General features: G+C 57.4%; 19 protein-coding genes and 1 pseudogene. 5 read left to right on the top strand and 15 right to left on the bottom strand.

Annotation, left to right across the window (positions count from 1 at the left end):
* Nucleotides 1-14: 14 nt before the first annotated feature.
* Nucleotides 15-2,216 (bottom strand): CRISPR-associated helicase Cas3', encoded by a 2,202-nt coding sequence (cas3, locus tag NVS32_RS10835; protein ID WP_258499833.1) that lies wholly within the window; start codon nt 2,214-2,216, stop codon nt 15-17.
* Between the two features lie 274 nt (nt 2,217-2,490).
* Nucleotides 2,491-3,603 carry a polysialyltransferase family glycosyltransferase gene (locus tag NVS32_RS10830; protein ID WP_258499832.1) on the bottom strand — a complete coding sequence of 371 codons (1,113 nt, stop codon included), beginning with the start codon at nt 3,601-3,603 and terminating at the stop codon, nt 2,491-2,493.
* A gap of 110 nt (nt 3,604-3,713) precedes the next feature.
* Between NVS32_RS10830 and NVS32_RS10825 the strand changes: the two genes are divergently transcribed.
* Entirely contained in the window at nt 3,714-4,220 is a 507-nt protein-coding gene (locus tag NVS32_RS10825) for a hypothetical protein (RefSeq protein WP_258499831.1), read from the top strand.
* A gap of 319 nt (nt 4,221-4,539) precedes the next feature.
* Here NVS32_RS10825 and NVS32_RS10820 read toward each other — a convergent pair whose 3' ends face one another.
* Together NVS32_RS10820 and NVS32_RS10815 are read right to left on the bottom strand one after the other, a co-directional pair.
* A complete protein-coding gene (locus tag NVS32_RS10820) occupies nt 4,540-4,755 on the bottom strand; it encodes a glycosyltransferase family protein (protein ID WP_258499830.1) in 216 nt (71 codons plus the stop codon).
* Entirely contained in the window at nt 4,748-5,248 is a 501-nt protein-coding gene (locus tag NVS32_RS10815; RefSeq protein ID WP_258499829.1) for an acylneuraminate cytidylyltransferase family protein, read from the bottom strand. The genes NVS32_RS10820 and NVS32_RS10815 overlap by 8 nt, the downstream gene beginning before the upstream one ends.
* A 155-nt stretch (nt 5,249-5,403) precedes the next feature.
* Here NVS32_RS10815 and NVS32_RS10810 point away from each other — a divergent pair, with 155 nt between their 5' ends.
* Nucleotides 5,404-5,859, top strand: a complete 456-nt coding sequence (locus tag NVS32_RS10810) for a hypothetical protein (protein WP_258499828.1) — start codon at nt 5,404-5,406, stop codon at nt 5,857-5,859.
* Nucleotides 5,860-5,869: 10 nt separating this feature from the next.
* Here the strand turns inward: NVS32_RS10810 and NVS32_RS10805 are convergent, their stop codons facing one another.
* Entirely contained in the window at nt 5,870-6,268 is a 399-nt protein-coding gene (locus tag NVS32_RS10805) for an NAD(P)-dependent oxidoreductase (protein WP_258499827.1), read from the bottom strand.
* Nucleotides 6,269-6,391: 123 nt separating this feature from the next.
* Nucleotides 6,392-7,402, bottom strand: a complete 1,011-nt coding sequence (locus tag NVS32_RS10800; protein ID WP_258499826.1) for a carbon-nitrogen hydrolase family protein — start codon at nt 7,400-7,402, stop codon at nt 6,392-6,394.
* A gap of 169 nt (nt 7,403-7,571) precedes the next feature.
* Here NVS32_RS10800 and NVS32_RS10795 point away from each other — a divergent pair, with 169 nt between their 5' ends.
* Complete coding sequence (locus NVS32_RS10795; protein ID WP_258499825.1) at nt 7,572-8,351, top strand: IclR family transcriptional regulator; 780 nt, start codon at nt 7,572-7,574, stop codon at nt 8,349-8,351.
* Here NVS32_RS10795 and NVS32_RS10790 read toward each other — a convergent pair.
* Entirely contained in the window at nt 8,348-9,562 is a 1,215-nt protein-coding gene (locus NVS32_RS10790; protein ID WP_258499824.1) for an MFS transporter, read from the bottom strand. The two genes, NVS32_RS10795 and NVS32_RS10790, sit on opposite strands and share 4 nt — an antisense overlap.
* Nucleotides 9,563-9,601: 39 nt before the next feature.
* Entirely contained in the window at nt 9,602-10,501 is a 900-nt protein-coding gene (locus NVS32_RS10785) for a carbon-nitrogen hydrolase family protein (RefSeq protein WP_258499823.1), read from the bottom strand.
* 275 nt (nt 10,502-10,776) lie between these two features.
* On the opposite strand from NVS32_RS10785, the gene NVS32_RS10780 reads away from it, so the two are divergent.
* A complete protein-coding gene (locus NVS32_RS10780; protein WP_258499822.1) occupies nt 10,777-11,229 on the top strand; it encodes a UCP014422 family protein in 453 nt (150 codons plus the stop codon).
* On the opposite strand, the gene NVS32_RS10775 is transcribed toward NVS32_RS10780, so the two are convergent.
* The 3 genes from NVS32_RS10775 to NVS32_RS10765 form a co-directional block, all read right to left on the bottom strand.
* Complete coding sequence (locus NVS32_RS10775; protein WP_258499821.1) at nt 11,226-12,215, bottom strand: YihY/virulence factor BrkB family protein; 990 nt, start codon at nt 12,213-12,215, stop codon at nt 11,226-11,228. The genes NVS32_RS10780 and NVS32_RS10775 overlap by 4 nt on opposite strands.
* A gap of 134 nt (nt 12,216-12,349) precedes the next feature.
* Nucleotides 12,350-13,654, bottom strand: coding sequence for a nuclease-related domain-containing protein (locus NVS32_RS10770; RefSeq protein ID WP_258499820.1), 1,305 nt, complete (start codon nt 13,652-13,654; stop codon nt 12,350-12,352).
* Between the two features lie 201 nt (nt 13,655-13,855).
* Nucleotides 13,856-14,416 (bottom strand): flavin reductase family protein, encoded by a 561-nt coding sequence (locus NVS32_RS10765; RefSeq protein ID WP_258499819.1) that lies wholly within the window; start codon nt 14,414-14,416, stop codon nt 13,856-13,858.
* A 242-nt stretch (nt 14,417-14,658) separates the two neighbouring features.
* Between NVS32_RS10765 and NVS32_RS10760 the strand changes: the two genes are divergently transcribed.
* On the top strand, nt 14,659-15,591 hold the full coding sequence (locus NVS32_RS10760) for a site-specific integrase (protein ID WP_258499818.1): 933 nt from the start codon (nt 14,659-14,661) through the stop codon (nt 15,589-15,591).
* A 13-nt stretch (nt 15,592-15,604) separates the two neighbouring features.
* Here NVS32_RS10760 and NVS32_RS10755 read toward each other — a convergent pair whose 3' ends face one another.
* The 4 genes and pseudogenes from NVS32_RS10755 to NVS32_RS11125 all read right to left on the bottom strand — a co-directional run.
* Nucleotides 15,605-16,213: a restriction endonuclease subunit S domain-containing protein gene (locus NVS32_RS10755; protein WP_258499817.1), complete on the bottom strand. Its 609-nt coding sequence runs from the start codon at nt 16,211-16,213 to the stop codon at nt 15,605-15,607.
* Entirely contained in the window at nt 16,210-18,486 is a 2,277-nt protein-coding gene (locus NVS32_RS10750; protein ID WP_258499816.1) for a type I restriction-modification system subunit M, read from the bottom strand. The genes NVS32_RS10755 and NVS32_RS10750 overlap by 4 nt, the downstream gene beginning before the upstream one ends.
* Before the next feature lie 24 nt (nt 18,487-18,510).
* Entirely contained in the window at nt 18,511-18,783 is a 273-nt protein-coding gene (locus NVS32_RS10745) for a type I restriction-modification system subunit M N-terminal domain-containing protein (RefSeq protein WP_258499815.1), read from the bottom strand.
* 96 nt (nt 18,784-18,879) lie between these two features.
* Nucleotides 18,880-19,152, bottom strand: a pseudogene (locus NVS32_RS11125) (GIY-YIG nuclease family protein); the annotation flags it as partial.
* Between the last annotated feature and the right edge of the window lie 48 nt (nt 19,153-19,200).

Genomic DNA, 19,200 nt, shown 5'->3' with positions numbered 1-19,200 from the left:
TGTCCTCCTTTCGATCAAATCGTGCACGCCCCCGCCTCGTCTTCCAACAGAAGGCCTTTTTCCGTTGAGTAGGAACCAAGGGTTCCATCGTGAGGTTCAAGAACATACATGTTCATACCTCCCTCGCGTGCGACTGCAGACCTATCCTCAAGATCACGCAGCTGCCACGGTGCGACATTGACACTAAATCGCTGTATCTCACGCATCTCTCTGATATCTAAGCTGTCGTTTCTTATGGCAGCGAGAAGTCTTCCGCCTCTTTCTCCGAGAGGGACAAAGACACTCGTTCCCGAATCATCTACCAGACGGAACTCTCGTCCGCAGGACTCGAACGGCAAATTTCCACCCTCTAGCCTTCCCGGACTGGCAAACTCTGCCATTACATCGAATTGATCAGTCTCCTGTACTTGATATCGAGCCCTAAAGAAGTACCTAATTCCAGAATCACCAAATGGATCGCTCTGGTTAGCAATCGTCTCTCTCCCAAGCGCCCTCATGTTTCCAAGCCAGTATTTAGTAACCCTTATCTCTGGGCAATCGAAGACATAGACATGTCCGCAACCCAAGTGACCTTCTCTGTTACATCTGCCGGCAGCCTGCTTGATTGAATCTATCCCCGCAAGCTCCCTGTATACCACGGGAAAGTCTATGTCTACACCCGCCTCGATGAGCTGCGTGGAAACGACCTTGCACGGGAGATTGTTAGCAAGCCTTTCTTTTATTTTGCTGATTACCTCGCTTCGGTGGGCTGGAATCATTAAAGCACTGAGATGGAAGACTCCATCTGACTTTTCGCCCCCCGCCAGATGATCAAATATCTCACTAGCGGCCCTCCTCGTGCTTACGATGCATAGGACCTGGTTATATTCGCAGAGTCGTGCCGCAAGAGTTTCCTCGCAAATTTCCCCGATATTCTCAATCCGCACGCGAGACTCAAATACGTCTGCATGCCGCCCGCTCATCGGAACAATGTCTCTCGTGGTCACCGGAAAGGGCCACACCGCATCAAGTGCCGGTGGAGTTGCAGTACACAAAACAACCGTTGTTCCATAGTGAGTAGCAAGCTCATCAAGTGCCGCAAGGCATGGAGCAAGAACCCCATCCGGGATGCTTTGCGCTTCGTCCAAAATTATCACGCTATCGGCGAGGTTGTGGTTCTTCCGGCAGCGCGAAGGGTTGTCGGCGTATATCGACTCGAAGAGCTGCACATTAGTCGTGACGACGAGATTAGCATCCCAGTTTTCCATGGCAAGCCTCTCGCGCATAAAACGCTCACCATCCTCGTCCTCACGCTCATGGAACTTATAGGAGCTATGGTGCTCGAGCACCGAATCATCCCCGAACAGTCCTTTGAACGTTGCCGCTGTCTGCTCGACAATCGAAGTGAAAGGTATTGCATAAATAATTCTCTGTTGCCTGTTAGCAATTGCGTGCTCCAGCGCAAACGCTAGGCTAGAGAGCGTTTTTCCACCACCCGTGGGGACGGTGAGAGTAAAGACCCCAGGCTTTTCCTTTGCCGCATTTACGCATGCGGCATGGATATCGCTACGTGCGACATTGATGGGTGTCTGTTCCTGTTTGGACATCATTTTTGTCTTTTCAGCAAGAACTGCACGCATTTGCTCGAGTGTCAACCCGTGCTGCTCTCTGAGAGATGCCCTATCCGGATCGACAAATTTTTCTGTGTCAAGAAAATCGGCATCAACCAGGCAACTGAACAGCATCCGTAATAGAAAGGTCATGGAGTACGTAAGTTGCTTGGAATCGTTACCGTGGAGCCATTTTGGAAATGCTTTCATTAGCACATCAGTAGAAGGCAGCCCAAGCCCCAGGGAGGAAATGTCTACCGGTTCAACAGTTTTCTGGAGCCTCTCACTGAGAGACGTCCTCATTTCTCCCGAATAGCCATTGGGAAGGCCGCCGTGATGGCCGCATATTGCATATGAAAACAATTCCCCGACCGGGCCGTATCTCTTTGCAAGAAGCTGAGCGCCATAGGTCGAATGATCAACACGACCCTGATTGTCCTTGAGATAATCTTGGAACGCTTTACTCGCCTTTCCAGCATCATGGACTTTGCCAAGAATATATGCGAAATCTCCTGCACCAAACGGCTTCGCAAACTCTGCAGCAAGTTGAGCAACTGCAGAGAGATGAGCCTCCAGCAGCTGCCATTCACACTCTGGCATTCCATCCCTAGTGTGCGCGTAAAGCATGTTGCTCACCTCCTTAAGAGCACACTATCATCACGGCGCGACACTAATAAGCAGCCTTCGTTTTCCGCCCATGATTCGCTGGTGCACGATTATTCTCCACTTGCCAAGAAATACAGACATTAGCTACTAGCTAAATCGAAGCGAGGGAACTGCCCCTAGATACCAAAGGGGCTGTCAGCAGTTCTGTATGTTGCTCGTATCCTTGCCCGAACTGAGTCCAACAATTAGGGAAACATCAAGCTATGGTGCAGAAGCCAAGAGCCCAGATAAGCTATCAAGACTCCAGAACCCTCGTAAGCTCCTCAACATTGGCAGGAGTAAACACCCTGCTCGGCTCGGCATACATTGAGCCAATGATGCCTGCCAGCTCGCGTTCCTTTGAAAGCAGGTCGGATGGTGATTCGCTTGCCAGCACCTCACTCAAAAAGACCAAGCGAGGCTGGACCCCCACGAGCAGTCGTGGCGTAAGCTGCGCCGTAGAGCACTCCGCAATCAGCATCGAGTCGTCGGAGACAATGCCAAACATACAGGCTAGCTCCCACGGAATTGAGCTCATGTCATAGGTAAGACCAGCATGATGGTTGCGCGCATCGCGGGGATGGGGACGCACCACAACGTCATCAGCGTGCTGCAGCAAAATGCCCGCAACCTGCTCGTCGAGCACTTCCCTTCTCGCCATACCGTCCGTTGGCTGCGTAAGGTACACGATGTGCCAGCCGTGGTAGATGGAGAGCTCGCGAGAATCTACCGAGAATATGCGACACAAGTCACCAACGAGCTCAGCGTCATCAAAAGAAATTGGTAACTTTTTCGGCACTACCTGCAAATCGTTGTGGCTGAGTTCAGGAGCACACAGGTATACGGCCGCAAGCCTAGGCGCTAACGACAAAGAGAAGGGACCCAGAATGTCACCCACGTAACTTCCCAGTCCATCGTCGAAGAGCTCGAGCACGGCATCTGGGGAACAGGCAAGCAGGTCGATGGCCGTATCATACGGATAGGTACAAAGTACGCGCTCGTAGCTATCGAGCAACCAACGGCGGAGCGAATCAATGCCATCGCTATGGCGCTGCGCCATTCCAAAAGAGTTGTCTCCGGCTTCAATCTGAGCTGCAATTGCAACACTCGCATCTTCTGGGGACGGTACTCCCGGACGGACCGAGCCGCGTGCATCCAGGCTCTCCTCCGATGACGTACCGATCGTGAACACATGACGGAAGAACCCCATCTTGGCAAGCCTACCAGCGACTTCCCGGGAGCCAGAGAATGCCATGCGCAGGTAAAGGTCAGTATTCTGCAAGGAGAAGCCGGGGACACGCTCCACCAGGGTTACAGCACCCATGAGCTGCCAGGGCGTACCTGCGACTATTGCGTTTGTCAATGACACCTCGTCCTTCTCGAGTTACATGTAGAGACACATGCGGCCGCACTAGCAGGTTAACGCAGAGCGCGATGTTAAGATATACCCAGCGAGTGTTCCCCATATGGAAGGCTCTCATGAGCGAAAAGACCCCATCTTCGCAGCGGCAGAGCGAGCGGATCCCGTTCTCGATTACCTGTATGTTCAGGACGACCATCTTGTTCTTGTGCAAGCATTCGCTCTTCGAAATCATCCGCCGAAATGTGCTGGGCCACGCAGATGAGAGCCGCTCAAATAACGATATTTGCAGATATGAGCTCACCGAGATGCTTGCCGCCGGTAACTTTGCGGCCTCTATCGCATGTTCCATAGTTGCATATGTCATTTCGGGCTTTGCTTCATCGATATCAATGATTCTTGGTTTCTACGGGCTCTATCGGATATTCGAAATACTCATCGCTCAGATGAAGATTCTCCTCATAGATCCCTTTGACGAGAATGGAAACCCCAAGCGACACGGCGTCAAAAGCGTTCAACGTTCCATTGTGATCGTGATGGCAAACTACGTCGAAATCGTCTTTTGGTTTGCGACGCTATCGATTGCATTTTGGAGCTGTTCCTTTGGACAACCACAGGCGAGCTGAATCTACCTGGTGACAGCAAGCATGATTGGCTGCGTCACGAGCAGCACGGGAACCATAACGTCAGCATTAGAGGCAAACGGGCTGGACGCTGCATCATGTCTTATGAGGAACTGGCCGTACTACCTCGAGGCTTGCGAGGCCTTTGTGGGAGTCGTGATGAACGTCTTCTCAATCTCCTGCTTTGTGGGAGCGCTTCCTCCTATTCGCTCGCTAGCCGAGCTCAAAGCCGAGGAGACCGCCTCGTCCGGAGCAGCAGGCAACAGAGATCACAGCGCAAAAGACAGCCCCAGGAATTCGTAGGGTTAGCCTCGCCCCCATGCTAGCGCGAAGCCAGCCTGGCGCGAATTGCCTGCTCCACCAGCTCAAGATCCTTGGGAGAGACAATATCCAGCGCACGAGAGGGGTCTAGATAGGATCCGATGGGGTTGTCATTGAGGCTTAGCTCCGGGGTTATCTCTTTCCGCGAGTTCACATAGATGGCGCCAACAATTCGGTAGTAGTGTGGCATGTCCTGGCGGCGGATTGTACTAGACACGTTGAGCAGTGGCTTGAGACGTCCGCTCTTCTCGTCCATCGTGCGCATGAAGATGGGTGTGTCCGCGCAAGTCGGTCACGTTAATTACGCCCCGGCCACCTGCCTCCTCGTAGCGTTCGATAGCTCGATCGACATCGGACTCGTCTCGCAGAGGACTCGTTGCTTGGAGAAGAACGACCACGTCAAAGTAGTTGCCTGTTGTGTCAAGACGATCCATCGCGTCCACAATGCAGTCGATGGTCCTGGAGGTATCTGCGGCAAGTTCCGCAGGACGCAAGAACGGAACCCAAGCACCGCTATGACGAGCCACCTCGGCGATTTCCACATCCTCAGTGGAGACGAGACAAGCATCCACATATCGTGACTTGAGCGCGGCGTCTATCGTATAGGAAATCAGAGGACGGCCACACACCTCGCGGATGTTCTTGCGGGGAATCTTCTTTCTCCCTCCCCTGGCAGGGATAATCGCGAGAACGCGTTTGTCTCCAAGCATGTTGCACTCCTCACCAAGAGAAAATCGAAAAAATCAAGACTAGCCACTGGCCCCGATTGTACCGTCGTGAGGTTACGATTTGCCCACAGGGAATTTGAAAGGGGACAATCACAGTGCAGCACAGAAACAGGAAGGAAAATACGAGAGAAACGAGCGTGGTCATAGACGTCTTCCGGAGAGTCGACGAGACACTATCGCGCATCGACTATTCAGAAACTCATGACATCGATGACCGAAGCGTGGCCATGATTGATTTTGAATTTTCGCAATTAAAGCCCGAGGAGTCAGACAAGTACGCCATTGGAATACGAGCATTGCGGTGCGTTACAGGTAAAGAGCCACTTGGCCTTGACTTTCCAAGCCACGATGAGGCTCGCCAATATGATTCCATACTACGATTGACAGAAGATTTGGTCTACGAGCAGCTGCTCAAACGTCGTGCTGACGAACAAGTACTGCATATGCGATATAAGGACTCTTACAAGTACTACTTTCCTCAACCAGCAGCTGATGATGCAGGGCTCTACGTGATAAAGATTAGCCAAGAAGATCTTGATCTGCTGGTTGCACATGCGATAGAGGAACTTGGCTCGGAGAGCAAAAACTGCTGATCGCTCTCCCCTACGGCTCGTTCAGCCAGCAGTTCGGGCGTTCGCCCGCCATGACCTTACGAATGTTGCTCGCAAAGAACTCGTAGCGCTTCTTGTGGAACTTGGCCCCGTCCGGCAGGCCCGCCGTGTGGGGCGTGAGGATGACCTGGTCCATCTCGCGCAGCGGACTGTCCTGCCCAAGGGTTTCGTTCTCGTAGACGTCCAGGCACGCGTCGAAGATCTGACCACTTGCGAGTGCCTCAACCAGTTGCTTCTCGTCCACAACGGCTCCGCGTGAGGTGTTTATCAGGACCGCGCTTCTCTTCATGAGCCGGAACACTTCCGCGTTAACCATGTGGCGCGTGGCATCCGAGAGAGGAACGTGAATGCTCACGATTTCACTCTTGCGGCAGAGCTCCTCCAGGCTCACGGGCTCGAGATGTCCTCGGGCCGCACTAAGCCATTCTCCGCCCGAACGAAGGGAAGGAAGAGGGGCCCAGGCCAACGCGCCTGGACTCCGCACCAGGGCAACGCGCCCGGGCCCCTCTCGCCGCTACTCGGCCTTCTCGCCTTCGAACTGGAGCTCCTCGTAGCTCAGCGTCTTCTGGGGACGCCCGCCCTCCAGGTGCACCGACTTGTGCTCGGACTGGTCCACGTAGAGCTGCATCATGCCGGGCGTGCTGTAGTGGCCCGCGGTATCGATGAAGTACTTGACCGGAATGGCGTCCGCCAAATCCACGTCGGCGTAGCAGATGCCCTCCTCATCGGTGGGAAGCTGGGACAAGACGCAACCGTTAGGCCCGATGATTCGGGTGAAGCCATGACCCACCTCCATCATGGCGCGCTGATCGTCCGTGTCACAAATGACGTCGGCCTGCTCCTCGGTCCAGATTTGCGACGCCACCAGGGTGAAGGTACCGTTGGAGACCGCATAGTAGAGCGCCGCGTTGATGCACTGCTGGTCTGCAAAGGGGTGCGTGGGATCCGCAAGGCCAATTGGCCAGGAGCTCACGTGGATCTGCTCTCCCGTGGCGCCCATGGTGGCAACGTTCAGCGGGATGTAGTGCTCCCAGCATTGGAGACCGCCCAGCTCGCCATACTCGGTGTCAAGCACAGGCATGAGCGAAGTGTCACCGTCACCCCAGATGGTCATCTCCGCGTTGGTCGCCTTAAGCTTGCGGTGCTTGCCCACAAGCGCACCCGTGGGGTCAAACCAGAGCTGGGTGAGGTACAGCGACCCCAGCTCGCGCTCGGTGACGGAGATGCACACGTAGGCGCTGGCGTCGCGGGCCGCCTGGCTCAGCCGCTGCACCGCAGGCGAGGGAATCTCAACGGCATTCTGGAACAGCCGCGCGTAGTACTTCATGCCCGAGCCGGGATCGCTCATCCAAATCCACCAGGGATATCCGGGAATGGCCGCCTCGGGGAACGCGATCACGTTGGCACCGTTTGTCCCTGCCTCGCGAATCATGTCGCAAGCGTGGGCAATCGAGGCGTCCAGGTCGAGCATCTTGGGCGCATATTGCACCGCGGCCACCTTGACCTTGGGATAAATCATGCTCATGTTCCTCTCCTTCGTACTTGTTGTTGCTGGCATACGAGCTGGTCGAACGTCGTATTTCCGCATTATGGAATCTCAAGATTTCGCATCATGCTACGTTTGGTGCACGGAGTATAAAATCGAGTGGTCAATTGCCCCAGCTCAAGGGGCATTGGCCAAACAGTTGCACCTATTGGAAGGAACCATCCTGAACCGCCCGAGCAAAGATGACACGTACCTCCTGCAGTCGGTTGACAACGCACTTTCCATCGTCGACCTCCTCTGCGAGTCGGATGGCCTGGGGCTCGCAGACATCGCCTCAAGGCTCTCTTTGGGTCGAAGCTCCACGTACCGCCTTCTCTATACGCTCCAGCGACATCAGATAATCCGCAAGGACGCCGGCGCCCGGTACCATCTTGGCTGCCGCCTCATCGCCATGGGTCAGATCTCCCTCTCCAATGACGAGCTGGTACGAGCCGTGCACCCCTACCTCGAGCGCGTTGCCCGCGAGACGGGCGAGACCACGCACCTGTGCGTTCCCCAGGGAACGCGTCACATCACCTTTGTGGATAAGGTCACAGGCAGTGCGACCATCCACATGGGCTCCGCGGTGGGCGTCACCATGGACGCGCACGTGACGTCGGCGGGAAAGGTCTTCCTCGCTTGGTCAGCCCCAGAGACAATCGATGAGTACCTCGAAACCGGCCGCCTCGAGCAGGTCACCCCAAAGGCCATTACCTCTCCGGACGAGTTCCGAAAGGAGCTTGGCCGCATACGCGAGCAAGGCTGGGCGCAGAGCGACGAGGAGTGCGAGATTGGCCTAACCACGTATGCCTGCCCTCTCAACGTAGACGGCGTGATGCTCGGCGCGGTAACCATAGCCGGACCATCCGAGCGCATGCGGGCAAACCGAGAAAGGTACCTCTCGGCACTCTCGGCTGCGGCGCGAGACGCCATCGCCAGCCAGGCCTAGCGGAGCCTCCTGTTGAGGACGGTCGCCACGGCGCCGACAAAAGCAACCACCGCCATGATTGCAAACGAGGCATTCCAGCCAACCGAGCCCAGGCAGACGCCAAACACGGTGGAGCCGAGGAACGCTCCGGCCCACTGCGCGGTGTTGACGACAGCGGTCGACGTGCTTCGCAACGCGGGCTCGACAACCTCGGACGCTCCCGTCTTGCAGTAGCCCGCTTCCTCCATCGACACGCAGCCGTAAAGCACCATCATCGGCGCGTAGGAAGCGCTGGGAAACACGGGAATGAGCAGGAGCAGCACGCCGAGAAGCCCAAGTGCCACCGCCAGTGGCCACTTGCGCGAGCCAACCTTGTCGGCAATGATGCCGCCCACAACTCCCACCGGGATGCCGATGACGCTTGCAATGCTGGTAAGTGAGCCCGCGGTGGTCGAGGACACGCCGCCAACCTCGGTGAGGAAGGTAGGCAGGAAGTTGAAGGCTCCCATGTGCGCGACCATGAAGGTAAAGAACGCCGCAGCCACAAGCCACACCCCACCGTTGCGCAGAACCTGGCCCAGCGCAAATCCGGCCTCTCCCCTCTCGCCCGAGACCGCAGGCGGAGTGTCCATGGCAGACGGCACCCCACGGATAACAACCACCCAAAGCACCAGGCCAACAGCTGCAAGGCCTGTGCTCAACCACCAGAAGCTCCTCCAAGAACCCGCCTCTGCCATGATGGGGGCAAGGTTGAGATCGAGAATCTGCCCGATGGCCATGAAGCACATGAGGATACCCATGGCCGTACCGCGCTTCTCGTTAGAGAAAGCGCCACCAACTATCGAGGGCCCAATGGTCGCTAAGAACATGAGGCCAATGCCCTCAATGAACCTGCTGGCGAGCATGAGCGGATAGGTGGTCGCAACTGCGCCCACGGCGGAGCCTACGACAAGTGCCGCAAGCGAGAAGATGCCCGCGCGGTAGGCGCCGTACTTGGTGGTAAGCACTCCCATGGGAATCGAAAGGAAGATACCCGAGAGCGTGAATATCGAGATGAGCATCCCAGCGTCGGCCGTGGTAATTCCAAGGTCGCTCACCATGTTCGTGAGCACGGGAGATACCTTGTTCATGTAGACCGAACCGGCGGTCATTGCGACGAGCGTAACAACAAGCACGAGGACCGGAGCAACGCCGCCATCGGTTTGAGAAGTATCTTGGACAGTTCCCTTCATGTGCGTTCCTCTCTGCTACATACGCCCTGGTAAGAGTCGTTACCGGGAGGCAAACTTGTCCATGTTGGCAAGCTTTTTATACATGTCGATGTAACGGCCCGGCGTGAAATCGGGGTTCTTATCCGCCCACTGCTGAGCCAGGAAGCTCTTGTTAACGTACGAGAGATCGAGGGTTCCCAGGAACATCTCCTGCTCGTCTGAGCCCTTCGCACCAAACGGCTGACCAGCGTAGTAATGGATTGCGGGCACGTGACTCGAGGGACCAACAATGTGGCTGCCGCCGAGCATCGCGTTCTCTCGGATGCACCCAATGCAATTGGCGGACGCAATGTAGACATTGTTGGTGGCACTCAGGTACTCGACTGCGGTGCGAACGTTCTCTGCCGTCACGAACTCGTCGACCGCGGTGCAGTTGATGATCAGGCGGCAGCCAGATGCGCGGTAGTAGCGCATGATTTCGCCAAAGACGTACGTGTCATAGCAGATGCTCACGCCAACAGGGCCCCACGGGGTGTCAAACATGAAGGGCTCTTGGCCCCTCTCGGCCCACTTGGCCTCCTTGAAGGGCAGGTGCAACTTGCGATAGGTACCCACGACCTCGCCTTCCGGGGAGACAACGAAAGCGGCGTTGTAGACCGCGTTACCGTCGCGCTCTGGGGCACCATAGACGGCATAGAGCCCGTATTCCTTTGCCGCAGACGCGAAGGCCTTTGCGCAGGGGCCGTCGACGGACTCCGCAACCTGCCGATGCATCTGGGCGTCACCCTCGTGGTCTGCATCAACGTCGTATCCGGAGAGCGCCGTCTCTGGAAAGACGACGATATCTGCCCCGCGCTTGGACGCAGTGCGCATGTAGCCAATCATGCGATTGCAGTTTGCATGCGTGTCTCCCCACGTGGGCTCGAAATTGACGACTGCGACGGTGACGATGTCTTCCATCTTCCATCTCCCTTTCTTGAGCCTCTCCAACCCGGTTGACAATCCACCGCATGGGGTTGACGCATCGTTCGGGCCCAACCTTATGTACCGTTATGCGGTTTCTTGTCTTCTCATACGGTACATAGCGATGGTTTCCTCGTTGGAGCAGCAAAGTTACGCCGTCGTACTACCAAGATTGCATCGCTATTTCGCGATTTAAGGCGGGAAGCAACCCTAAGATGGGTGATGTACAAGCGGCCCTACGGGCCCAAGTCGATATCCAGAGAGAAGAATCGATGGAGAAGCTACCACCCCTCCAGAAGGTGTATGAGGCCTGGTCCGCCCTGGCGGACGGGCGCGTCGAGATGGGCGATCAGGAGGCGTCGGTGACCTCCTCGAACGGGGCAAAGCGCTACACCGTCACCTGGGATGGAGACACCTATGCCTCCAACGACAGTGCAAGCTACTGGCAGGGCTATGCCGGCTACCCCGTCATTGCGGTCATGATGAAAGAGGGACGGCTCCCCTACGACAGGAAGCTCGCGGAGAAGCTTACTGGCGTCGACTGGAATGACCTCAACAAGAAGCACAAGCGCAACTACCAGGCCGCAGCCGACGAGGCATTCGAAACGGCAGGCTTCACACCAGAAGAGAAGGCCAGGGCTCAGGCGGATGCCGAGAACATCCTGAAGACACTCTCCCAGCTCCCACTCCAAATCAAGCGAAAGGGCCACCCGGCAAAGGCCTAGCGGCCTTCCTTCCGGACCCTGCGGCGAATCCTCCTCACAATCCAGAAGGCACGAGAGCCAATGTGATTCATCAGCTGCCCGATTTCCTTCTCGAAGAAGCAGTTCACAAAGCCGCCGACAAGCAGTATGTAGAAGAAGCAGTACATCCAGAAGAGCGAGATTGCAAAGGTGCCGAGCGTCCCGTAGAAGGCCGTGAACTTGTTCACATGGTTCACGTAGACCGAGAAGACCTCGGAGAGTACGAACCAAGCAACAGCAACAAGCGCGGCGCCCAGCAGCTGGTCCTGGAAGCGCCTCTTTCCGTTTGGCATGAACCAGTACGTGGCGGCAATGAAAAGCCAGGCAATGACCATGGAGAGGACAATGCGCAGGGCCGAGAAGTCCAGCAGCCGGAAAGGAAGGTGGTAGCCAGGCAGATAGGTCTCGGCAAACTCTCTGATCTTCCCGCTGAAGACAAGAAGCATGAGGGTGAGAAAGACCAGCAGAAGGACGGTCGTCCAGACAAAGGAGATGAGGAGCCTCATCCAGTAGGGACGGGTCTCCTCCTCGTTGTAGGCGCTGTCCATGCCCCGCAGCAGAGCCATGTTCCCCTGTATCGAGGTCCACAGGAGGGTCACCACCGAAAGAGGGATGAGGGCCGAGGCTTGCTGGAAGGCTTCGGTCACAACCATATCCAGAAGGTCGCTTACGATGTCTGGCACAACCGCGTCGATAGCCTGGATTATCTCGTTCTGCCCAATGTCCGTGAAGGGCAGGAGCACCGAGATAAAGATAAAGATAAAGATAAAGATTGGAATGATAGCCAAGAAGTAGAAGTAGGTCACGCTGGACGCATGCACGCCAAACTGCCGGCTGTTCCACTCCTGCACGATGCCGGATATCCATGTTGCTACAGGAGATGGACTCGATGCTTTGACTTTGTCCATGCGATTGTCGTTGCCCATGAGGAGTTGCCCCAGCTCTTCCCGTCTTCCAGAGGAAGCCAAGCTCGTTGGCTCTCCCCTACATATTCCCTCGGAGCATCACGCCAAACGAGAATCCCGGGGGTTGAAGGTGCCCTTATAAGCCGGCTGGACTAGGCAATGCCTAAACCACAAAGCGCAATTGCTCTGTCAACTTCCTAGTCATCGTAGTCTCCATTCAGGTAGTCCCGCACGTCCTCATCGATGAACTGTGATTTGCGACTCTGGTACTTGGGCTGCGCCTTTGTCTTGAGCTTGTGAGCGCGCTTCTTGTGGGGCTTTGGGGAATCGGCAACTGAATGACGCGCTGTTGACAACGCCTTTGCATGATTGGCCCGCTTCGACCCATCAGAATCGGTATAGGAGATGGCCAACCGTTCCGCAAGAACGTCAACCTCGGCGTTAGTCCAACATGCCGCTACCTTCTGCTCAATGCGACAAATAACCTCGACGATATTCTCTGGGCAATCGCTTGTCGTTGTAACGTACGCGTACCGAAAGCCCTGAGGCGCATGCATCTCAAAGCCGCATTGATTTGCATAGGTTGTCACGTTGAAAATACGCTGGGGGGCAACGAGACCGTCCAACTCTGTCCTCAGCGCCCTCACGTGAGCCGTGTTTTGGGCTACCCCCATGTCAATCGTGATGCCGTTCGTTAAGATCTGCCCGTCCTGCCCGACCGGGGTAGCGGTGACACAATAGGCATCCTTGCAATTGTCAAGCCGCACCTCAATAGAGCTATAGAGGCTCTTGACCTCAATCGAGTACAGCCCGTGCGTAGTGAGAAGGGCAATATCGATTTCATCGGTGCTCTCGACTGTGGCAACACGACGCATTACCAAGCGTTGCCTCACGGGAACGTAGAGGTGCCACAGAAGCCGAGCATGTCCGAGCAGACCGGCATCAATCGCATCGGAGAGGAGGCTGAACACGACGTACTCGCCATACTCGCCACGCTTCCAGGCGTTACCCCTGTCTGGGGCCATGTGGAAAACGCCACTCTGGTCGTAGTAAGGCATCTTGAAGGGGTTGTTTGACTTCTCCCGAGCATCAAGGATGTCTTCTCGCAAAAAGCGTCGTGACTGACGGAACCATTCGCTCACGTAGTAGCGCTCCGACGCGAAGCGCCCTTTACGTGAGAAGTCTTCAATCTGCTGCTTGAGCGGCTGGATTTGCAGCAGAAGCTCGTCCATGGCGCGTCGCGAGGGCAGGAAACGGAAGTTCTTGAAGATCCCCCACCGGGTGTTCTTCTTGGTTGCCGAATCAAGCTGTGCCTGGAGCCTGTTAAGCTCGCGCTCGACCTGGGCCCTCTGTTTGGCGAGCTCGTGTGCCCGGGCGTCGTAAGCTGCCGGCGTCAGCGGCGCGCCACAGTTGGGGCATGCCTGCCCGCTGAACTTGAGGGGCACCGCCTGTCCACAGTTCCAGCAGATAAACCGTGTTCGGGGCTTCTTCTTGCCACCCATCGCCATCCGCCTTTCCTTCGACAACGGATGGCGTGACTATACGATTGGGACGCGACATTAATTAGCCAGCAATTGTCGCTAGCTAGCAACGAACCGTTGGTGCCGGTCGCGCATTGTGCGCCTGACCGCAAAGCCCAAAAAGTGTTATATGGCGGATACGCGCCGGCGCCTCCGCCTCATTTTTATCTCGTGGTCTGCTGGCTACAACAACTTCTTACCAGCGTTCCAGGCGCCGCCGACCTCCTCGCCAACAACGCGGTAGATGCGCCTCGTGCTGTCATAGATAATCGGGCGCATCTTGCCAAAGTCGACGCGTCCCTCGTCGTCGAGGATCGACTCGTCCACGCGAGTGTTCACGACGCGTCCAACGATGCGCGCGCCATGCTCGTCTCCCTGGACGTCTGTGACCTCGCACTCCATGATCAGGGGGAACTCCTCGATCACGGGCGCGTCCACATACTCAGACTTGACAAAGGTCATGCCAGACGCGGCGGCCTTGTCCACCTTGTTGCCGGTGGCGATGCCAAAGTAGTCAGCCTCCACCACGTGGGCAACGTCGGCCGGTGCCACCGTGAAGGCGCGCCTTGCCACAATGTTTGCCGTCGACTTGTGGTTCCCGATGTTGAGGCAGATCTCGTTGTCGCCGCACTCCCCCGCCCATGCCGTGTTCATAGCGTTGGGGGTACCGTCCTCGCCGTAGCTCGCAACAATGAACACCGACTGCGGAAAGAGCTCGCCTGCGCTTCCAAGGTCCTTCTTCATGCTGTCCTCCTCATTAGTTCAGCTTGCACGTGCCGTTTAGAAGAGTACGTTTCGCCGCTAGGGCATGCCGCTAGGCCTCAAGCACTGTCAGCGTTCCCTTGTGCAAGAGCTCCGCTCGGCCTCCGCGCGCGTCCTTGTCCGGCCAGGTCATGAATGCCATGAATGCATTGTTGCACCTTCCCGATCCTGCTGATTTTATCCATAAGAAGAGAGTCGCCCTGCAAGCGTTATCGAGGTGAACGATGCTTAATGACCTTTCCGGCAACGACCTGTTCTGCAACTACTACAAGGAATGGATATCCGTATACAAGGAGAACGCAGTAAGGCAAGTGACGCTCAACAAGTACCATCTCGCCCATACCTGGATAGAGAGACTTGCGCCAGACATGAAGCTATCGGAGCTTGATCGAATCTCCTACCAGAGGATCCTAAACGGGTACGCGAAGGAGCACGAGCGGCAGACCACGATGGACTTCCACCACCTGCTAAAGGGCGCAGTGCTCGATGCGGTCGATGATGGGCTCGTGCCCAGAGACCCAACCAGGAAGGCAATTGTCAAGGGAAAGCCACCACGCCCGAAAAAGAATCGCTATCTCAACCAGTTCGAGCTCCATCGGTTGCTCGCCGGGCTCGATTTGGGGTCAGAGATCAGCTGGGAGTGGTTCATCCTTCTGGTCGCAAAGACCGGGCTGCGGTTTTCCGAGGCGCTCGCAATCACCCCCGCAGACTTCAACTTCACCAGGCAGACGCTTTCGGTGAACAAGACTTGGGACTACAAGAACGGCGGGGGCTTCGTGCCGACAAAAAACAGGTCCTCCGTGAGGAAGGTCCAGATTGACTGGCAGCTGATAGTTCAGTTTTCCGTCCTGGTAAAGGACCTCCCGGAAGAATGTCCCATTTTTGTCAAAGAGAACGAGAAGGTCTACAACTCGACAGCGAACAACACCCTCGCGAGGCTATGCAAGAAGTCAGGGGTACCGGTGATCACGATTCACGGATTGCGGCACACGCACGCCTCCCTGCTCCTCTTCGCAGGGGTGTCAATAGCGAGCGTCGCGAAGAGGCTAGGCCACGCCAGCATGAACACAACTGAGAAGACCTATCTCCATATCATCCAGGAGCTGGAGAACAAGGACGTAGACCTGGTGATGCGCTCCCTCACCAGCCTCGTCTGATTGTCAGCGTAAGTCAATAGGGCGGCTCTCGCTGATGAAGGGTGATGAGGTTGTCGAGGTCTGAAAATAGTGAGCCTATTGCTTTCTGCTCAGGCAACGACGGGTAACACACATCGGTGTCCTCGATGGCTGACCTCGACACCGAGATGACCTTGATTCCTTGCATCAGAGGCAGGAGCTGCGTGCGAAACGCATCGGAGTTTATATAGAAGCCGAGGTAGCCTGGAGCAAACGCCTCGATGGGCCTGCACGGCATCGTGTGCAATCCCGAAAAGATAGTTTTGTCCTCGACGTTGCGCAGCTCAGAGCACTTACCGACCGCCTCGTCCTCGGCCGTGTCCGCGATTACCACATCGCCGTCTTGTAACGGAGGGCAACTCAGCGAGGATGCCTTCTGGTCGTCAGCGATACGAGGAATCCGGCCTCCGCCAGCGTCCAACACCTCGCCATACTTGATGAGCACATCACCGTAATGGATATCTAGGCAAGCTCCTTCCACCATGCTCAGCTCCGCACGGGAGAGCGTGTTGTTGCCAAGGAAGGTGAACGTTTCGCCGAACTTACGCTGTTCCCAAGGTTCAGTGAATCCGGCGAAGCGGATAGCCGGGTCATTGCCACTCATCGAGCCTCGCCCCCCAGAAGGTCCATGAGCTCGTGAATGCCGGCCATGTCGCACTCGTTACCCGTAAGCTGTCCAAGCATCTGCGAGAGATGGCTCTCCTCTTCGCGAATCTGCTCGTCCACCTCGGCGAACGTCGTCTCGTACTTCTTGGAGAGGTTCCTGACCCTGTCAACGAGGCAATCGATCTCGGCGCGAGAGAGTGCGGCGATTCCGTCCTCGACGGGACGGTTCCACTTGGCATCCAAAAGCTCGCGTGCCTGTTGGTCGGAAAGCCCTTCAATCGTGCTCTTGGTGCTTGCCTCGAGCCTCGCGGAGAGGCTCTTGTGCTCCTTCTTCGCAGCCTTCTGCTCCTCGAGCAGGGACCGGGCCTTATCGACCTGGTCGGCAAGCTCGTCCTCGTCGCCATCGGAGCGCAGCTCGTTGACCGCCTTCCTGAGCTTTGAGGCAACAAAGGCGTCGCCCGCATCGTTGAGCGCTTCGCCGAGGGCAGCCTTGTCGTCCTCCGTGAGGCCCTCGACTATCTCAGAAAGCTCCCCGTCGATGGCCGCCATGCGGTCGCTGATGGAGTCGAGAGCGCGCAGGTCGTCGGCGAGAAGCTCACGCTGGACGAGGTCGAAGGGCAGCACGTGGCCGCGCCAGCCATCCTGCACCTCCACCTCCTTGCCGCCCTTTTTCTTCGTCACCATGTTTGGGTCGACCCTCTTGACGGCGTCGAAGCCCTCGGTCTGGATGGCCTCGAGGTCGGCCTCGATGCCCTGCCAGGAGTCGTCGAGGACCTGGTAGGCGTCATAGGGGTCCACCAGCTTCTCGCCCCCGAGCCTGTCGAAGATCTCCCGGGCGAGCCCGTCCTCCTCGGTCGGCAGATTGACGAGCGAGGACTCGTCGACGAGCTCGTCATAGAGCCACTGTCCGAAGTCGGAGAACCGCGCGTCGTAGGAGTCCAGGTACCCGCGCACGGCGGGGCTGCTCCTCACGGTCTCACCCACGTCCTCGGGCCTGAGGCGAACGGTCGCGCCGCCAGCCGACTCGAAGAGCTCGTCGCGCAGGCCGGGCAGCGCGTCCCAGTAGTGCCCGAGCGCATCGACCTCGGCGACGGGAATGCCGCCGAACATCGTCGCGTAGATGTCCCAGGTCTCGGGAGCCTCTGACGAGTCAACGTAGCGTGGGATGTTGAGGTTGTAGCCGTTGTCGCGGATCTCCTGCTTTGGGACAACGCGGCAGAAGCGCTCGACATCCTTATGGCTTTGGTAGGCGTCAACGATGCGGCGAATGTCGCAGGCGCGGAGCCTGTTGTTCTTGCCGTCCTTCACGAAGCCCTTCGAGGCGTCGATGATGAGCACGTCGTCGCTTTGACGGCGCTTCTTGAGCACCATCACGATCGTGGGGATCCCCGTGCCGAAGAAGATGTTGGCGGGGAGGCCGATGATGGCGTCGATGTTCTCGTTCTCCACGAGCGCGGTGCGGATCTTCTCCTCCTCGCCGCCGCGGAACAGCACGCCATGCGGCAGGACGATGCACATCACGCCGTCCGGCTTCAGGTGGTAGAGGTCGTGCAGGAGGAAGGCGTAGTCGGCCTTGCTCTTGGGGGCGACGCCGTAGCCGTCGAAGCGCCTGTCGGAGTCCTTGCCCTCGGGGTCCCAGCGCTGGGAGTACGGCGGGTTCGAGACGACCGCGTCCACGAAGAGCGGCTCGTAGGACTCGGGGTGCCCCTCCTCGAACCACGGCCAGTCGTCCTCGAGCGTGTCGCCACAGCGGCACACGATGTTGTCCGGCGCGATGCCGCGCATCACGAGGTTCATGCGCGTTAGGTTGTAGGTGTTCTCCTTGAGCTCCTGGGCGTAGTACTTGATGGACCCGCGGTAGCCCTGCTGCCGTGCGACCGCCTCGCCGATGGTGATAAGCAGCGAGCCCGAGCCGGAGGTCGGGTCGTATACGGTGACCTCGCCGCGGCCCGCCAGGTTCTGTGCCACGATCCGGGAGATGAGGACGGAGACCTCGTGCGGGGTGTAGAACTCGCCGGCCTTCTTGCCGGCGTTGGCGGCGAAGTTGCTGATCAGGTACTCGTAGATGTAGCCGAGCACGTCGTAGCCCTGCTTGCCGTCCATGGGGATGTCCCGGATGAGCTGCAGGAGCGCGCCGATCGCCTTGGTCTGCGCCCCGGAGGTGTCCCCCAGCTTCGAGAGGCCGGTCTCGAGGGTGTCGAAGATCTTGTCGAACACGTTCCTGTGTGACGGCTTGATGAGGCGCGAAAAGGCGGAGAGAGCGTCCCTCACGTCCGAGACGTCGAAGTCCGAGCCCTAGGCGAGCCACGTCGAGTACAGGTCGTCGTACGAGATGAAGTAGCCAAGGTTGTTCTGGACGTAGGAGAGGGTCTCGGGGTCATCCTCCCTGACCGTCTCCATGCTCTCACTGTCGAAGCCGTTCTTGAGCAGGAACTGCTCCTCGCGGTCCGAGAGGAACTTGTAGAAGATGAAGCCGAGGATGTAGTCCTTGTACTCGCTCGCCTCGATCTTAGAGCGCATCTCGTTGGCCGACGCCCAGATCCGGGCGGCTAGCTGCTGCTTGTTCATCGGGTCTCTTTCCCCTTCCCCCTGTAGGCGGCGTCGAGAGTCTCGCCCGCCTCGTTTACCCACTCGGTCCAGCCGTTCTGGCTCCCCCCCGAGGACGAACACCGCAGCCGAGCTCGGGCTGCCGAAGGTCACGTCGTCGCAAAGGGTAGCCACCCCCGACGCCTCCCCGAGGAGCTCCTTCCTCGCTTCCGAGGCACCAACGTTCTTGAGAACGGGTCGAGAGAGGTCGACCTGCGAGCCAGCAAGGACCGTAAAGCGCCCCGTGCGCTCGTCGTAGCGCCCGTTCGCTACAATGCCGTTCCTCCTCGTGTGGAAGAGCGCAGGGCCGGCAGTGACCGCAACGTCCGTGCGGTCGAGGCCATAGTGCATTCAGTCAAGTAAAAGTCGACAGTTCGCTCTGTCGATTTCCCACACTTC

It is taken from the genome of Tractidigestivibacter montrealensis, from assembly GCF_024741235.1.
Taxonomy (GTDB): Bacteria; Actinomycetota; Coriobacteriia; order Coriobacteriales; family Atopobiaceae; genus Tractidigestivibacter; species Tractidigestivibacter montrealensis.
Note: the sequence above shows the minus strand (reverse complement) of the source record. Positions and strands in the feature narration are given on the sequence as shown.

Bases quoted from the DNA above. Each gene is read 5' to 3' on its own strand.
- cas3 (WP_258499833.1), bottom strand. From the start codon at position 2,216: ATGCTTTACGCGCACACTAGGGATGGAATGCCAGAGTGTGAATGGCAG.
- NVS32_RS10825 (WP_258499831.1), top strand. From the start codon at position 3,714: ATGAGCGAAAAGACCCCATCTTCGCAGCGGCAGAGCGAGCGGATCCCG.
- NVS32_RS10815 (WP_258499829.1), bottom strand. From the start codon at position 5,248: ATGCTTGGAGACAAACGCGTTCTCGCGATTATCCCTGCCAGGGGAGGG.
- NVS32_RS10800 (WP_258499826.1), bottom strand. From the start codon at position 7,402: ATGAGCATGATTTATCCCAAGGTCAAGGTGGCCGCGGTGCAATATGCG.
- NVS32_RS10790 (WP_258499824.1), bottom strand. From the start codon at position 9,562: ATGAAGGGAACTGTCCAAGATACTTCTCAAACCGATGGCGGCGTTGCT.
- NVS32_RS10785 (WP_258499823.1), bottom strand. From the start codon at position 10,501: ATGGAAGACATCGTCACCGTCGCAGTCGTCAATTTCGAGCCCACGTGG.
- NVS32_RS10780 (WP_258499822.1), top strand. From the start codon at position 10,777: ATGGAGAAGCTACCACCCCTCCAGAAGGTGTATGAGGCCTGGTCCGCC.
- NVS32_RS10770 (WP_258499820.1), bottom strand. From the start codon at position 13,654: ATGGGTGGCAAGAAGAAGCCCCGAACACGGTTTATCTGCTGGAACTGT.
- NVS32_RS10765 (WP_258499819.1), bottom strand. From the start codon at position 14,416: ATGAAGAAGGACCTTGGAAGCGCAGGCGAGCTCTTTCCGCAGTCGGTG.
- NVS32_RS10760 (WP_258499818.1), top strand. From the start codon at position 14,659: ATGCTTAATGACCTTTCCGGCAACGACCTGTTCTGCAACTACTACAAG.
- NVS32_RS10755 (WP_258499817.1), bottom strand. From the start codon at position 16,213: ATGAGTGGCAATGACCCGGCTATCCGCTTCGCCGGATTCACTGAACCT.
- NVS32_RS10745 (WP_258499815.1), bottom strand. From the start codon at position 18,783: ATGAACAAGCAGCAGCTAGCCGCCCGGATCTGGGCGTCGGCCAACGAG.